Genomic DNA, 17,279 nt, shown 5'->3' on the forward strand with positions numbered 1-17,279 from the left:
ATTACTTGATGTATAAATTACTGGCTATTTTATTTGAAACCGTTATTTCTTTAGTCCCCACCCGAATCCTGAAAGAGGAATCAAAACTTTCCTTTTCAATGATTTCAATTTGTGAACCTAAAGCGATTTCCTGCTTGTCTAAATATTTTAAAAAATCAGAAGAAGTATCTTTAACACCAACACAAATTCCAATTCTGTTTTTTTCGAATTCAGAAAGCAATTGTTTTTCTATTTTTATAATTCTTCCGTTAGCATCCGGAATGGGATCGCCATGAGGATCTTCAGTAGGATTCCCAAGGAAATCATCTAATTTATTGATCAGTTTTTCAGATTTGATGTGTTCTAATTGTTCGGCTATATCATGCACCTCATCCCAAGAAAAATCTAGTTTCTCCACTAAAAAACATTCCCAAAGCCGGTGTTTCCTGACAATCATTTTCGCCGCTAATTTTCCTTTATCAGTAAGTGAAACGCCTTGGTATTTAACATAGTTTACCAAGTCTTTTTCGGCAAGTTTCTTAAGCATATCCGTAACGGACGATGCTTTGGTTTCCATTTTCTCAGCAATAGCATTTGTACTGATATCAATATCGGAAACCCAAGTAAGATGGTAAATGGTTTTAAGATAATTCTCCTCAGAAAAGGTCATATGATTGAAGATTGTAGATTAACGTTTTTGATTTCATATTTCAGATTTCTCGCTAAATCAATTAAGTTATTGATACAAATGTAATTAAAAAATTTGTTTTGCAAAATTTAATTTTTAGATTTGCCTAAAATAAATTTAAGTACAGTGAAAAATTTAAGTATGTTGTTTGTTTTTTTGATGTTTAACTTTGGCTACAGCCAAGAAAAAACAAGTCTTTCGGGATTTGTTTCATCAGAAAAAAAAGGGGTTGCAGAAGCTCGTGTATTTTTAATTGGAACAAAACACGAAACCCAAACAGATAGTTTAGGAAAATACAGCATAGCAAATATTGCGGAAGGAAATTATAAAATTCAGATTGTAGCGGAAGGTTTTCAAACTTTAAAAAAGAATATAACGGTCAAAATTAATGAGAACAACATTTTGGATTTTGATCTTTCAAGTACCGAAAACCAACTCAATGAAGTCGTTGTTTCGGGAACATTAAAAGCGGTAAAACGATTAGAAAGTGCCGTTCCAGTAGAAGTTTACTCTCCAATATTTTTCAAGAAAAATCCAACGGCCAGTATTTATGAAGCCTTACAAAACGTAAATGGCGTACGACCGCAACTGAATTGTGGAGTTTGCAATACGGGCGACATTCACATTAATGGGCTGGAAGGTCCGTATACTTTAGTTTTAATCGACGGAATGCCCATCGTGAGCAGCCTATCTACGGTGTATGGATTATCTGGAATTCCAAATTCACTAGTAGAACGTATTGAAATCGTAAAAGGTCCCGCTTCCTCTTTGTACGGCAGCGAAGCCGTGGGCGGTTTGATCAATATTATTACCAAAAATCCAACAAATGCTCCCCTATTCTATGCTGATGTGTTTACTACTTCTTGGTTGGAAACCAATATTGATTTAGGCGTAAAACTCAATGTTGGCAAGAAAGCAACTGCCCTTTTAGGTTTAAATTATTTCAGATACAATCAAAAAATAGATAACGATAACGACAATTTTACCGATGTTACCCTTTCTGACCGAATTTCCCTTTTTCAAAAATGGACTTTCAACAGAAAAGAAAATCGATTGTTCACCATTGCGGCGCGTGGTGTTTATGAAGACCGTTTTGGTGGCGATGTGCGTTGGGAGAAAAAAAATCGTGGCGGTGACGAAATTTACGGGGAAAGCATTTATACCAAACGAGCAGAATTGATTGGAAGTTACCAACTGCCGTTTCAGGAAAAACTGATGCTTTCCTTTTCAGGAAATGTACATTTTCAAGACAGTCGGTACGGCACAACGAGTTATATTGCCAACCAAAAAATTGGTTTTCTACAATTGACTTGGGATAAAAAAATAGGAAAAAATGATTTGCTTACCGGAATTGCCACCCGATACAATTATTACGATGACAATACGCCAGCAACTTCAAAACTGGGAAATAACAACCCCGAGAAAACGTGGTTGCCGGGAATTTTTGTTCAAGATGAAATCACGTTCACTGAAAAACACAAGCTGTTGCTGGGAATGCGTTACGATTACAACTCGTTTCACGGAAGTATCTTAACACCAAGAATTGCTTACAAATGGAAATTGGACGATAACAACATCATTCGTTTGAATGCGGGAACGGGTTTTAGAGTGGTGAATTTATTTACTGAAGATCACGCAGCTTTAACCGGCGCCCGTGAAATTGTAATTGCCAATAACCTGAAACCGGAACAATCCATAAATGCCAATTTGAATTATATCAAGAAAATAAATTTCGATAACGGAACTTTTATTGGTATTGAAACTTCCTTTTTCCATACCCGATTCGGTAATAAAATTGTTTCGGATTATGATACTGATCCAAATCAAATCATTTATGACAACATCAACGGTTATGCGATAAGCCAAGGCATCAGCACGAACATCGATTTCAAATTTCCGAATGGATTAAAGATTATCACTGGCGCTTCCTTGCTAGACAATAAAAACGTTGAAAATGGCCGAAAAGAAACCCCTTTTCTAACCGAGAAATTTACGGCAACCTGGAGCGTTTCGTATAAATTTCAGGCTATTGATTTGAATGTAGATTACACCGGAAATGTGTACAGCCCGATGCAATTGCCTCTTTTAAGCGCTTTGGATCCTCGTGCTTCAGAATCACCTTGGTACAGTTTGCAAAACATTCAATTTACGTATTCTGGCTTGAAAAACTTTGAATTCTATGCCGGAATTAAAAACCTATTAAACTTTTTGCCTAAACAAAATAACCCCTTTTTAATTGCAAGAACCAATGACTCTTTTGATAAAAATGTAACCTACGATACGAACGGCCAAGTAGCAGTAACGCCTGAAAACCCTTATGGATTAACATTTGATACGACGTATGTGTACGGACCTAACCAAGGAATTCGTAGCTTTTTTGGACTGCGTTATAATTTAAAATAATGAAGAAAAATCTTTATTTACTGTTGCTTTTATGCTGTGCGATTCCTACTGGATTTGCGCAGTTGCAGTCTATTTCATTTGAAGAAATTGACAGTTTACAACGTATCGAAAAGAGAAAAACGATAGTTTTCATTCAAACCGATTGGTGCCAATTTTGTCATGCGATGAAAAACACCACTTTCAAAAACGAGGAAATCATAAAGGAACTCAACAACACTTTTTATTTTGTTGATTTCAATGCCGAAGAAAAACGAGCGGTAGTTTTCAACGAAACCACTTTTCAATTCAAGCCCACGGGAAACAACTCTGGAACGCACGAACTGGCCATCGCATTAGGAACAATAAATAAGCAACTGCATTATCCTGCTTTGTGTGTTTTAAACAGTGAAAACGAGATTATTTTTCAGCACAGCGGGTACTTAAAACCAAAAGAATTAAAGCTGATTTTAGCCAAACTAAAAGAATAAAATTGTCTATTTTTGGGGAAATGTCAAATTCTCAAATGAAACACTACGATTATATTTTTACCGGCGCAGGATTATCCGCTTTGATGACAGTATATAAGATGGTGCAATCAGGATCGTTTACGGATAAAAGTATTTTGTTATTGGATGAAAACACTAAAAAAACTAACGACAGAACGTGGTGTTTTTGGAAAACAAACGATTCAGTTTGGGAACAATCAATTTCCAAGAAATGGGATTCGGCTTTGTTTGCCAATGAAGATTTTCGCAGGGATTTAGACTTGCAACCGTATCACTACAATATGGTGAAAGGACTGGATTTTTATAACCAAGTATTTGATTTGCTTTCGAAACAAGAAAATATCACTTTCCTTCCCCACAAAGTATTGGAAATTGAAGAATCTGAAACTATAATTCTAGTACAAACCGAAAGTGAATCCTTTTCGTGCTCAAAATTATTCAACAGTATTTACAATAAACAAAAAGCGGAAAGTCAGCCGAAATACCCCGTTTTACAACAGCATTTTATTGGTTGGTTTATCAAAAGTGAGCATCCAGTTTTCAATTCGGAGCAAGCTACTTTCATGGATTTTTCGGTAGAGCAAAAAGGAAATACTCGTTTTATGTATGTGTTGCCCACCTCAAAAACCGAAGCTTTACTGGAATACACTTTGTTTTCGCACCAGCATTTGAAAAAAGAAGAATACGAAAACGAAATCCTGAAATACATTGAAAATCTTGGGATTACAAATTATGAAATCGTAGAAAAAGAGCAAGGCAGTATTCCTATGACGTGTTATCCTTTTTGGAAAGCAAACACTAAAAACGTACTAAACATAGGAACTTCCGGCGGCTGGACAAAAGCGAGTACGGGTTACACTTTCAAGAATTCTGATAAAAAATCAAGTGAATTAGTTGCGTTTCTGCAAAGGGAAACTGACTTCACGAAATTTCATAAAAGAACCAAATTCTGGTTTTACGATTTGCTTTTGTTAGACATTTTAGACCGAAAAAACGAATTGGGTTCCCACATCTTTTCTTCGATGTTCAAAAAAGGAAATCCAAACTTGATTTTTAAATTTCTAGACGAGGAAACATCTTTTATTGAAGATATTAAGGTCATTTTGAAATGTCCAAAAATGCTATTTATTAAAGCTATTTTTCATGTGGCGGCCAAAGCCCTAAAATAACAATCAAACTATAACAAAACTTTATAATTGAACTCCTATTCTTGATTGTAAACTTTGTAACTTTGCAGGACTTAATTACTAATGATTTAAAATAAAAAGATATGTATCCAGAAGAAATGGTAAAACCAATGCAAGCGGAACTAACTGCTGCAGGTTTTCAAGATTTACATAGTGCTGAAGCGGTAGAAAATGCAATGAAATTAGAAGGAACAACGCTTGTAGTTGTAAATTCGGTTTGTGGTTGTGCTGCTAGAAACGCACGTCCAGGAGCAAAAATGAGTTTAGATGGCGCTAAAAAACCAGACCATTTAATCACTGTTTTTGCAGGAGTTGACAAAGATGCAGTTGATACTGCAAGACAACACATGTTCCCTTTTCCTCCATCATCGCCAAGTATGGCTTTGTTCAAAAACGGAGAATTAGTACACATGCTAGAGCGTCACCACATTGAAGGTCGCCCAGCAGAATTAATTGCTGAAAACTTAAAAGATGCTTTCAACGAGTATTGCTAATACATGCCAAAGCATAGAATTTAAAACCACGTCTCGGCGTGGTTTTTTTATTTGGAGCTTTTCCAGCTATTCGTTTCAATCTTTTTTCCTGGTAAAAAAGCGGGTAAAAAAGGATTTCTCCCAAAGCTTCGGGACATCTGGCCTAGGAAAAGTTTTAATCTAAAAAGATGTGTATATTTGATAATTGCTGCCAATAAAAAGAAATTTATACATTTAATACTTATGAAACATTTTTTCACATTCATATTTTTGCTCTCACTAGCATCTTGTAAATCAATAGTTAAAGATACATATCAAAAAATTAGTCTTAAGAATTATGCAGAAGAAGCCATGAAGGATTCGTTACTTGGAGCCAGTCCAATAGTAATCATCTCAAAAGAATCAGTCAAAATATATTCCAAAATGAAATTAAATCATCCTGTATTATCTAATCTAAATAGAAAAGGTCTAGTCATTATTCCAAAAAATTCAGATGTGATTGAAGAGATTTTCGATGTCGAAAGTAAATTAAATGGAGTAATCGTTTTCATGGAAGCACACGAACTAAAACCAGATTTTAAAAAGTTACGATATGTACTAAATGGAAAAGAAATTGAAAAATCTGTATCAGATACAATTAATATGAAAAATATAAAAAGTTTTGTAGTAATTCAAAAACGGAATACAAATCAATGTGTTGCTTTTTTAAATACTAAGTACTAAAAATCGTATATTAAAATTTAGACAAAACATTATCTATCTTCCCCGCTCCCGAACGAATCCTTTCATCCGACTCGAAGCGATAATTACCATTTTGGAAAACTAAAATACTATTCACCACAACTCCCCTAGCCCAGATTACTTCACTGGTCTATATTTTTATAGGAGTTCAGTGAACTTCGTTTGCAGCGGCATCCTCTTGTTGTAGCGATAGCGAAAACAAGAGATATAGCGGAAAGCTGGAAATAGCTCCTAAAAAACTAAACCATTCATAAACTTTGCGACTTCATTGTGAACATTGTGGTTAAATTATTTACTTTTGCAAAAAATATATTTCTCAACTTAAAACTGTTTATAGCATGCAACTGTATAACACATTAAGCGCAGAGGAAAGAGCCATCATGATTGATGATGCCGGAAAACAACGTCTTACGCTGTCTTTCTATGCTTATGCGCAAATCTCAAATCCAACACAATTTCGTAACGAATTATTTCTGGCGTGGAACTCACTTGAAGTTCTGGGCAGAATTTATGTAGCCAGTGAGGGAATCAACGCCCAATTATCATTGCCTGCCGATAATTTCTATGCGTTCAAAGATTCGATTGAAGTCTATGATTTCATGAAAGGCATCCGATTGAATATTGCCGTAGAACAAGACGATCACTCGTTTTTGAAACTGACGGTAAAAGTGCGTGATAAAATTGTTGCTGATGGTTTGGTTGATGAAACTTTTGATGTTACGAATATTGGAATTCACTTAAAAGCGGCGGCATTCAATGAACTTTTAGAAGATCCAAACACCATTGTGGTCGATATGCGAAATCATTACGAAAGTGAAATTGGACATTTTACCAAAGCTATAAAACCAGATGTTGATACTTTTCGAGAATCATTACCCATTATCGAAGAGCAGCTTGCGGAACACAAACAAGACAAAAAACTATTGATGTATTGCACCGGAGGAATTCGTTGCGAGAAAGCCAGTGCTTATTTCAAACACAAAGGTTTTGAAAACGTATACCAACTGGAAGGCGGAATTATTGAATACACACGACAAGTAAAAGCCGAAGGATTAGAAAGTAAATTTATTGGGAAAAACTTCGTATTTGATCACCGCTTGGGCGAAAGAATTACAGATGATATTGTTTCCCAATGCCATCAATGTGGCGAACCTTGTGACGTGCATACTAATTGCGTGAATGAAGGTTGTCATTTACTTTTTATCCAATGTGATTCTTGCAAGGAAAAAATGGAAGGTTGCTGTTCTGCTGAATGTGTAACTGTAATTCACTTGCCGGAAGAAGAGCAAAAAGCAATTCGAAGAGGGATTAAAAATGGAAATAAGATTTTCAAAAAAGGAAAATCAGATGTTTTAACTTTCAAAAACAACGAAGAAACGCATGGTGTTTTTGTTGCAGAGAAACCATCCCGAAGTGTCGGGACTGCCGTCAAAAAAGAACCAAAATTTAAGAAAGTCTATATCGGAAAAGGAACGCATTTTTTTCCAAAACCAAGTATCGGTCAATTTTTAATTGAAGAAAACGAAATCAAAATTGGCGATACGATTCTAATCAAAGGTTCCACAACCGGAGAACAAAAAATAGTAATCGAAGAAATGCTAGTGAACGATTCAGCAAAAGAAAAAGCAGTTTCTGGAGACACTTGCACGTTTAAATTACCATTTAGAATCCGATTATCTGATAAATTATATAAAATTCTAGATTAAATATTTAGGACAAAATCCTATGAAATTAACCCATTACAATCTGATTTGTAATGGGTTTTTTTATTAAAAATTTATGATGTATTGGCGCAAATAGGCATTGTTCCATAAAATTAAAAAATACTATCTTTACACATTAAACGTTTTAAGAACTTAAGTTGTGCTCGTCGCAACACTACATATAAGATTATGGCATGTACAAGTTGTTCAACTTCTGATGGTGGCGCACCTAAGGGTTGTAAAAATAATGGGACTTGCGGCACCGATAGCTGCAACAAATTAACGGTTTTCGATTGGCTTTCTAATATGAGTTTGCCTAATGGCGACGCACCTTTTGACTGTGTTGAAGTACGTTTCAAAAATGGAAGAAAAGAATTTTACCGCAATACTGAGAAATTAACGTTAAGCATGGGTGACATAGTCGCTACTGTTGCTTCTCCAGGTCATGATATAGGAATTGTTACTTTGACAGGAGAATTGGTTAAAATTCAAATGAAGAAAAAAGGAGCGAATTACTTGGGTAATGAAATTCCAAAAATTTATAGAAAAGCCTCCCAAAAAGACATTGATATTTGGTCTACTGCAAGAGATCGTGAAGAGCCAATGAAGGTTCGCGCACGTGAACTGGCGATTGCTCAAAAACTGGAAATGAAAATTTCGGATATTGAATTTCAAGGGGACGGATCAAAAGCTACGTTTTATTACACGGCAAATGACCGTATTGACTTTCGTGCGTTGATTAAAGATTTCGCTAAAGAATTCAGTACTCGTATCGAGATGAAACAAGTAGGTTTCCGTCAGGAAGCAGCTCGTTTAGGCGGAATAGGTTCTTGCGGAAGAGAATTGTGTTGTTCTACTTGGTTGACGGATTTTAGAAGTGTAAACACCTCAGCAGCACGTTACCAACAACTGTCTTTGAATCCACAAAAACTGGCTGGACAATGCGGAAAATTGAAATGCTGCTTGAACTATGAGTTAGATACGTACATGGATGCGTTGAAAGATTTTCCAGATTTCGAAACAAAATTGGTGACTGAGAAAGGAGATGCCATTTGCCAGAAACAAGATATTTTCAAAGGATTGATGTGGTTTGCCTACACCAATAATTTTGCTAATTGGCATGTGCTGAAAATTGAACAAGTCAAAGAAATTGTTGCCGAAAACAAACTAAAAAACAAAGTTTCATCGTTAGAAGATTATGCTATCGAGATTGTTGCTGAACCGGAGAAAAACTTCAATAATGCAATGGGTCAAGAAAGTTTGACTCGTTTTGATCAACCAAAACCAAAGAAAAAACAGCATAAAAAACGCAAACCGGCGGGTGAAAATGCAATTGTAGCAAATAACAACAAGCCCGCAAACAATAACAATAATAACCGTCAGAATCCAAATGACAAAAAGCCTGCGGAACCAAGAAAACCTATAATTATTACTAAAAATGTGGATAAAAAATAGCGCTTTACTTCTTTTAGTGGTGATTCTCTTTTCTTCATGTGATAAAAAAAGAGTTTTTGATGACTATAAATCTGTTGGAAGTGCGTGGCACAAAGACAGCATTGTAACGTTCAATTTACCGGAATTAGACTCCACAAAACGATACAATCTATTTGTGAATTTGAGAGCCAATAACAATTATCAATACAATAATCTATTTTTAATTGTGGCATTGGAATTGCCAAATGGTTTTACAAAAGTAGACACACTTGAATACCAAATGGCAGATCCGGACGGAACATTATTAGGTGATGGTTTTTCGGATATAAAAGAAAGCAAACTCTTTTACAAGGAAAATGTGCGGTTCAAATCAAAATACAAAGTCTATATCAAACAAGCTGTTAGAGAAAACGGCAAAGTTCCTGGCGTAACAGCTTTAGACGGAATTACAGAGGTAGGTTTTAGAATAGAAAAAAAAGAATAAAATAGTATTATGGCTATCAAAAAAAATAACAATCAGACAAAAAACATTGATAAGGACGTCACTTACTACAAAAAGAAATTTTGGAAAATCTTCTTTTATGGAATGGGTGCTGTCGGTTTGTTTTTCTTATTTGCTTCCTGGGGACTTTTCGGCTCGATGCCTTCTTTTGAAGATTTAGAAAATCCAGATTCTAACTTAGCTACCGAAATCATATCGGCTGACGGAGTAGTTTTGGGTAAATATTTTGAAAAAAACAGGTCTCAATTACGCTATTCAGACTTACCAAAAAACTTGGTACAAGCATTAATAGCTACTGAAGACGCTCGTTTTTATGAGCATTCCGGTATTGACGGAAGAGGAACTTTAAGAGCGATTTCCAGTTTAGGAACAAGCGGTGGAGCAAGTACTTTGACACAACAATTAGCCAAGCAATTATTCCATGGTGAAGGATCTAAATTCCTGCCTTTTAGAATTGTACAAAAAATAAAAGAATGGATTATTGCCATTCGATTAGAAAGACAATACACTAAAAATGAAATCATTGCCATGTATTGTAATGTGTATGATTTTGGGAATAATTCTGTTGGAGTAAGTTCAGCGGCAAAAACCTATTTTTCCAAAGAACCTAAGGATTTAACCATAAGTGAATCGGCAATATTAGTTGGAATGTTTAAAAATTCGGGTTTATACAATCCTATCAGAAACCCGCAAGGTGTAAAAAACCGTAGAAACGTGGTGCTTTTGCAAATGGAAAAAGGAAAAATCATTTCAAAAGAAGAGAAAGAAAGATTGCAAAGTTTACCAATCAAATTAAATTTCAAATTAGAAACACATAAAGACGGAACGGCTACGTATTTCAGAGAATATCTACGTGATTACATGAAAAAATGGGCTGAAGAAAATAAAAAACCGGATGGTTCTGATTATGACATCTACAAAGACGGTCTGAAAATTTACACCACCATTGATTCCAGAATGCAATTGCATGCTGAAGAAGCAGTTACAGCACACATGGCAAACCTTCAAGAAGAGTTTTTTAGTCAATCTAAGGATAATAAAAACGCTCCATTTGTTAATATTTCTTCAGTAGAAACACAACGAATTTTGAATCAGGCAATGAAATCATCTAACCGTTGGGCTGTCATGAAATCAATGGATAAAAGCGATGAAGAAATTATAAAATCGTTCAGCGAAAAAGCAAAAATGACTGTCTTTTCTTGGAAAGGAGAAAAAGATACGATCATGACGCCATTGGATTCTATCCGTTATTACAAACACTTTTTACAATCCGGGTTGATGGCAATGGAACCACAAACCGGTAATATAAAAGCTTGGGTTGGCGGTATCAACTACAAATATTTCCAATACGATCACGTAGGACAAGGCGCCAGACAAGTAGGTTCTACTTTCAAACCATTTGTTTATGCCACTGCTATCGAGCAATTGAACATGTCTCCTTGTGACTCGATTGTTGATGGACCATTCGTAATCAGAAAAGGACGCCATCATGTTACCGAAGATTGGGAACCTAGAAATTCAGACAACAAATACCGCGGAATGGTTACCTTGAAAAGAGGTTTGGCGAATTCCATAAATACAGTATCCGCAAAATTAATTGATAAAGTTGGACCGGAAGCCGTAATCGATTTAACCCATAAATTAGGCGTAAAATCCGAAATTGTAAACCAACCTTCCATTGCGTTAGGAGCAGTTGAAATTACAGTTGAAGACATGGTTGCCGCTTACAGCACTTTTGCTAATCAAGGCGTTTATATGAAACCTCAATTTATATCTAAAATTGAAGATAAAAGTGGCGTTATCATCTACGAACCAATACCTGAATCGCATGATGTTTTAAACAAAGACATCGCTTATGCAGTCATCAAATTACTGGAAGGTGTAACCGAAGGTGGTTCTGGAGACCGCTTGCGAACTACTGGTGGCGGTAATGGAGACAACCGCTGGACAGGTTATCCATATTCTTTTAAAAATCCTATTGCAGGAAAAACAGGAACTACTCAAAACCAATCTGATGGTTGGTTCATGGGAATGGTTCCTAATCTGGTAACTGGAGTTTGGGTAGGTTGTGAAGACCGTTCAGCTCGTTTCAAAAGCATCACTTACGGTCAGGGAGCCACAGCAGCATTACCAGTTTGGGGTTATTTTATGAAACTTTGTTATGCTGATCCAGCTCTTAAAGTTTCTAAGGAAGGCTTTGAAAGACCTGCAAATCTTTCTATAAAAGTAGACTGTTATGTACCTAGAAAAGTAGTAGACACGACGGCTGTAGAACAAGATACCGAAGAATTTGAATTGTAAAATTTTCATTAGGAGCTAATCCAGCTAACCGCTATATCTTTCTGGTCCTGAAAAAAATCAGGACCAGAAAGGATGTCGCTTTTATCTGGGCTAGGGATTCGGTTCTCAAAATGAAATTCTGTTGCCCTTAGTATTACAAGCAGACTTACTTCTTCATTAAATAAAATTCGACAAATAGCAACTCATTTTTATGATTAACAAAAAAGTAAACAACGTTCAGGACGCCCTTCAAGGAATTGAAAACGGGATGACTATTATGCTTGGCGGTTTTGGATTATGTGGTATTCCAGAAAATTCCATCGCCGAATTAGTAAAAAAAGAAACTACGGATTTAACATGTATTTCAAACAATGCAGGTGTTGATGATTTTGGTCTTGGATTGCTTTTGCAAAAGCGCCAAATCAAAAAAATGATTTCTTCTTACGTAGGTGAAAATGCTGAATTTGAACGCCAAATGCTTTCTGGAGAACTCGAAGTTGATCTTATTCCTCAAGGAACTTTAGCAGAGCGTTGTCGTGCAGCACAAGCAGGAATTCCCGCTTTTTTCACTCCAGCCGGTTACGGCACTGAAGTAGCTGAAGGCAAAGAAGTTCGCGAATTCAATGGGAAAATGCATGTTATGGAACACGCTTTCAACGCTGATTATGCCATCGTAAAAGCATGGAAAGGTGACGAAGCCGGAAACTTAATTTTCAAAGGAACCGCAAGAAACTTTAATCCTTGTATGGCTGGAGCGGCTAAAATCACCATAGCCGAAGTAGAAGAATTAGTACCTGCAGGAAGTTTAGATCCAAACGAAATTCATATTCCAGGAATACTTGTAAATAGAATTTTTCAAGGTGTGGAATATGAAAAAAGAATTGAACAAAGAACCGTGAGAAAAATTTTCTAATTATGGCTTTAGATAAAAATCAAATTGCAAAACGCATTGCAAAAGAATTAAAACACAACTATTACGTGAATCTGGGAATCGGAATTCCAACATTAGTGGCTAATTATATCCCCGAAGGAATTGACGTTGAATTTCAAAGTGAAAACGGAATTCTAGGTATGGGTCCATTCCCTTTTGAAGGCGATGAAGATGCTGATTTAATCAACGCAGGAAAACAAACCATAACTACTTTGCCCGGAGCAAGTTTCTTTGACTCCGCATTTAGTTTTGGAATGATTCGTGGACAACATGTTGACTTAACAATCCTTGGCGCTATGGAAGTTGCCGAAAACGGTGATATTGCCAACTGGAAGATTCCTGGCAAAATGGTCAAAGGAATGGGTGGCGCAATGGATTTAGTGGCTTCTGCCGAGAATATTATTGTAGCCATGATGCACGTAAACAAAGCTGGAGAATCTAAAATACTTAAAAAATGTACCTTGCCATTAACGGGTGTAGGTTGTGTTAAAAAAGTAGTTACTGAACTGGCTGTTTTAGAAATAACACCTCAAGGTTTCAAACTATTGGAGCGCGCACCTGGTGTAACTGTAGAACATATCATCGCTTCTACTGAAGCTGATTTAATTATTGAAGGTGAAATTCCGGAGATGATTATCGACTAACTATTTTCGGTTCAAAATCGACTATAGAAAATGCATCCTATAAAGGGATGCATTTTTTTTGACATTAATTTTACATTTTCTTGCCTCTTATAAAACATCTATTTTGACAGGTTTTATATTTCACAACAAATAAAAACCAATTAATTTAACACAAAACTAACATTATATTGTTTTTTTGTTAAATTTGATTCATTATTAAACTAACCAAAACACCCTATTAAATGAAAACAAAATTACTCGGAAAAATTGCGCTTTTTGCCTCCGTTTCTTTTTTTGCTTTAGAAACAAATGCTCAAGACGCAACTAAAAATGTAAAAGAAAAATTTACTGACGAAAGAGGAAAACCTTCACTAATTGTTTTTAACGAAAAGTCAACGTACAAAAACACCGATTCTGAAAAGGCATTCAGAGAGCAATTAGAATTAAAAGACAATTCCAGTTTCGCAAAAACTAAATCAGAAACTGACAAATTAGGGTTTTCTCATGAAAAATTTCAATTATTTCACCAAGGGATAAAAGTTGAATTCTCTACATACACCTTGCACTCAAAATCAGGAAAATTAGAATCCATGAGCGGTGAGTTTTATCCATTAGAAAACGCAAACACGCGTCCGGTTTTATCAAAACAACAAGCTTTAAACAGCGCTTTAAAACAAATTGGAGCAGCTACATATCTTTGGGAATCTCCGGCAGAAGCAAAGATTAATGAGTACCAAAAGCCTACTGGCGAATTAGTCTTATTGCCTCTTGTGGACGAAGATGCCAAAGGTAAAAAAACAGAACAAATTCGTTTAGCCTACAAATTTGACATTTATGCCACAAATCCGGTAAGTCGCGGTGACATTTATATTGACGCAATAACTGGCGCTACTTTATTTTACAATGCAACCATCAAACATCTAGATGAATTCAGCAATGGTGGAAAGCATAATTCCGTAAATAAAAAATCTGAAAAAAATGCCGAAACATCATTTGTAATTGCCAATGCTGACACACGCTATAGTGGTTCCCAATCAATCCAAACAACATTGAGCGGAGCATCATACATATTAGCTGATGCCACGCGTGGTAATGGAGTTATGACCTACAATATGAAAAAAGGAACCAGCTATACGGCAGCTGTAAATTTTACAGATGTAGACAATAACTGGACGGCAGCTGAATTCAATAATGTAAACAAAGATAATGGAGCGTTAGACGCACATTGGGGAGCTGAAAAGACGTATGACTATTTTTCGGCTGTTCACGGAAGAAACAGTTATAATAATGCTGGAGCAGCCATAAAAAGCTATGTTCACTACAGTAGCAATTATAATAATGCTTATTGGAACGGAAGTGTAATGACGTATGGTGACGGCTCTGGAACAGGTGGATTTGACATCTTAACCTCAATAGATGTAGCCGGACACGAAATAGGACATGCCGTTTGTACGAACACTGCAAACTTGGCATACCAACAAGAATCTGGCGCAATGAATGAAGCTTTCTCTGATATTTGGGGAGCTTGTATCGAATATTATGCTGCACCAAACAAACAACTTTGGTTAATAGGAGAAGACATAGAAAGAAGATCGGGACATCTAGCTTTACGTTCTATGAGCAATCCTAAAAGTGAAGGACAACCGGATACTTATGGCGGAACAAATTGGATCAGCCAAACAAAATGTAGACCAAGCTCTAGAAATGACTATTGTGGCGTTCACACAAACAGCGGAGTTTTAAACCATTGGTTTTATATCCTGACTGAAGGTAAAACCGGAACAAACGACAAAGGAAGTTCCTATAGCGTTACGGGTATCGGAATTGATAAAGCGGCTAAAATTACGTATCGTTTAGAAAGCGTTTATTTGTCTGCTAACTCAACCTATGCAAATGCACGAACATTCGGAATACAAGCTGCAACTGACCTTTATGGAGCAGGTTCTCCTGAGGTGATAGCGACTACAAACGCATTTTATGCTGTAGGTGTTGGAACCGCTTATTCAGGATCAACTGCGAGAACTAGCGCTGCTAAAGTAACGAGTACCGAAACTACGAATGAAGCCTTTGTATTGTATCCAAATCCAGCAACTGACGTTTTAAGCATTTCAATCAAAGAAAACAAAAGTGGTTCTTATAAAATTTATAATTCTTTTGGATTTGAACTTCAAAACGGAAAAACATCAGGAGGACAAATTAATGTAAGTACACTGAGCAAAGGGATTTATTTCTTTGAATTGAATAATGGTCAAGAAACCATAGTAAAAACATTCATCAAGAAGTAATCTTTCCAGATTATGTCAAAAGAAAAGCCTCACAATATGTGAGGCTTTTTTATTTTATATCTTAAATTTTTCTTTTTAAAAAAACCAAGTCGCCACAAAAATTGCTGTAATCACACAAATTACATCTACTATAAGCATCGTTCCTAATGCATAGCGTGTGTTTTTAATGTTCACAGAGCCAAAATAAACGGCTATCACATAAAAAGTACTTTCGGCACTGCATTGAAAAATACTTGCCAATCTAGCCGTTAAGGAATCGGCACCAAAAGTATTCATCGAATCAATCAAAAATCCTCTTGATCCGGCAGAACTAAAAGGACGAAGCAACGCAACCGGTAAAGCATCAGTAATTTCTTTACTTACTCCCATATTAGAAAAAATGAAAGCGATCCAATTACTTATAATTTCAAATAAACCACTGTTTCTGAATAAAGAAATAGCAACTAACATTCCCAAAACATAAGGGAAAATAGTCACTCCGGTTTTCACACCATTATTAGCTCCCACTACAAAACTTTCAAAAACGGTAGTAGATGCTTCAGTAAATTTTTTCTCATGAATAAACGAAAAGATCAAGGTAAAGGCAATTATTCCAATTAATATTAAAGCAGAAAGATTAGAGGTGAAATAGTTTTTTCCAATTAAATCCAAATGATTTACATACATCAACAAACCTACAATGGCAGCTATTAATGTCATCAATACAATCACCAAAGAAGCACTTTTGAAATTGATTTTTTGTTTGATTCCAACTATCAGAAAAGCCGCAATTGTTCCTATAAAAGAAGTGATAATACAAGGCAACATCACATCAGCAGGATTACTCGCATTTGCAGCAGCACGATATCCTATAATAGAAGTAGCGATCAAAGTAAGACCTGATGCGTGCAAACACATGAACATAATTTGTGCATCACTTGCTTTGTCTTTCTCTGGATTTATCTCTTGTAAACTCTCCATGGCCTTTAGACCAAAAGGAGTTGCAGCAGAATCCAATCCTAAGAAATTTGCAGCGAAATTTAAAGTCATATACGAAATGGAAGGATGGTTTTTGGGAATACTTGGAAACACTTTTACAAAAACGGGACTCAATGCTTTAGCTAGTTTTCCAGAGGCTCCAGAAATGATTAAAAGCTCCATCAATCCACAGAAAAAAGCCAAATAAGCCATCAGCGGAAGGATTAATTCTAGTAAAGTACTTTTACACGTTGGCAATAAACCATCTGATTTTTGAACACCGCTATATATTTTTACGATTTTATTTTTATAGACATAAGTCGTATCCGCATTTAGCGTATCACGATTGATAATCATGGTTTGTTCAGGTGCTTTCTTGATGCTGTCTTTAATAAAAGCAGGAAGTTGCTCTACGAATTTCTCCGAAACCAGAATTGGATCATCTTTTTTTCCGTTCAAAACGTGGTCAATAGTATAACTGTCTCCAGAAAACAAACTAAACACTACAAATACAATTGCTGAAATAAAAATGACCAACCAAAATCTACTCAATACCATAATTTATAATTTTTGTAAATGTAATAAATCGATATCAATAACAATTGCAA

The 17,279-nt window shown here is 35.8% G+C and carries 14 protein-coding genes; 12 read left to right on the forward strand and 2 right to left on the reverse strand.

Annotation, left to right across the window (positions count from 1 at the left end):
- Position 1: 1 nt before the first annotated feature.
- On the reverse strand, positions 2–649 hold the full coding sequence (locus ACNQF6_RS00400) for a metal-dependent transcriptional regulator (RefSeq protein WP_417962214.1): 648 nt from the start codon (positions 647–649) through the stop codon (positions 2–4).
- A gap of 159 nt (positions 650–808) precedes the next feature.
- Here ACNQF6_RS00400 and ACNQF6_RS00405 point away from each other — a divergent pair, with 159 nt between their 5' ends.
- From ACNQF6_RS00405 to ACNQF6_RS00460, 12 genes are all read left to right on the forward strand, one after another.
- Entirely contained in the window at positions 809–3,070 is a 2,262-nt protein-coding gene (locus tag ACNQF6_RS00405; protein ID WP_417962977.1) for a TonB-dependent receptor, read from the forward strand.
- Positions 3,070–3,537, forward strand: coding sequence for a thioredoxin family protein (locus ACNQF6_RS00410; protein ID WP_417962216.1), 468 nt, complete (start codon positions 3,070–3,072; stop codon positions 3,535–3,537). Before ACNQF6_RS00405 ends, ACNQF6_RS00410 begins: the two co-directional genes overlap by 1 nt.
- Positions 3,538–3,557: 20 nt before the next feature.
- Complete coding sequence (locus ACNQF6_RS00415) at positions 3,558–4,724, forward strand: lycopene cyclase family protein (RefSeq protein ID WP_417962218.1); 1,167 nt, start codon at positions 3,558–3,560, stop codon at positions 4,722–4,724.
- A gap of 101 nt (positions 4,725–4,825) precedes the next feature.
- Complete coding sequence (locus tag ACNQF6_RS00420) at positions 4,826–5,236, forward strand: BrxA/BrxB family bacilliredoxin (RefSeq protein ID WP_417962220.1); 411 nt, start codon at positions 4,826–4,828, stop codon at positions 5,234–5,236.
- Between the two features lie 222 nt (positions 5,237–5,458).
- Entirely contained in the window at positions 5,459–5,938 is a 480-nt protein-coding gene (locus ACNQF6_RS00425) for a hypothetical protein (RefSeq protein WP_417962222.1), read from the forward strand.
- A gap of 356 nt (positions 5,939–6,294) precedes the next feature.
- Positions 6,295–7,662, forward strand: a complete 1,368-nt coding sequence (trhO, locus tag ACNQF6_RS00430; protein WP_417962224.1) for an oxygen-dependent tRNA uridine(34) hydroxylase TrhO — start codon at positions 6,295–6,297, stop codon at positions 7,660–7,662.
- Positions 7,663–7,848: 186 nt separating this feature from the next.
- Positions 7,849–9,114, forward strand: a complete 1,266-nt coding sequence (locus tag ACNQF6_RS00435) for a PSP1 domain-containing protein (RefSeq protein ID WP_417962226.1) — start codon at positions 7,849–7,851, stop codon at positions 9,112–9,114.
- Entirely contained in the window at positions 9,098–9,577 is a 480-nt protein-coding gene (locus ACNQF6_RS00440; RefSeq protein WP_417962228.1) for a gliding motility lipoprotein GldH, read from the forward strand. Before ACNQF6_RS00435 ends, ACNQF6_RS00440 begins: the two co-directional genes overlap by 17 nt.
- A 9-nt stretch (positions 9,578–9,586) precedes the next feature.
- On the forward strand, positions 9,587–11,896 hold the full coding sequence (locus ACNQF6_RS00445) for a penicillin-binding protein 1A (RefSeq protein ID WP_417962230.1): 2,310 nt from the start codon (positions 9,587–9,589) through the stop codon (positions 11,894–11,896).
- A 190-nt stretch (positions 11,897–12,086) separates the two neighbouring features.
- Positions 12,087–12,788 (forward strand): CoA transferase subunit A, encoded by a 702-nt coding sequence (locus ACNQF6_RS00450; RefSeq protein WP_417962232.1) that lies wholly within the window; start codon positions 12,087–12,089, stop codon positions 12,786–12,788.
- Positions 12,789–12,790: 2 nt separating this feature from the next.
- Positions 12,791–13,450 carry a CoA transferase subunit B gene (locus ACNQF6_RS00455; RefSeq protein ID WP_417962234.1) on the forward strand — a complete coding sequence of 220 codons (660 nt, stop codon included), beginning with the start codon at positions 12,791–12,793 and terminating at the stop codon, positions 13,448–13,450.
- 221 nt (positions 13,451–13,671) lie between these two features.
- Positions 13,672–15,714: a M4 family metallopeptidase gene (locus ACNQF6_RS00460; protein WP_417962236.1), complete on the forward strand. Its 2,043-nt coding sequence runs from the start codon at positions 13,672–13,674 to the stop codon at positions 15,712–15,714.
- A gap of 75 nt (positions 15,715–15,789) precedes the next feature.
- Here ACNQF6_RS00460 and ACNQF6_RS00465 read toward each other — a convergent pair whose 3' ends face one another.
- Entirely contained in the window at positions 15,790–17,229 is a 1,440-nt protein-coding gene (locus ACNQF6_RS00465; RefSeq protein WP_417962238.1) for a nucleoside recognition domain-containing protein, read from the reverse strand.
- Positions 17,230–17,279 lie beyond the last annotated feature (50 nt).

Origin of the sequence: Flavobacterium pasteuri (assembly GCF_048286615.1) — a bacterium.
Lineage (GTDB): Bacteria > Bacteroidota > Bacteroidia > Flavobacteriales > Flavobacteriaceae > Flavobacterium.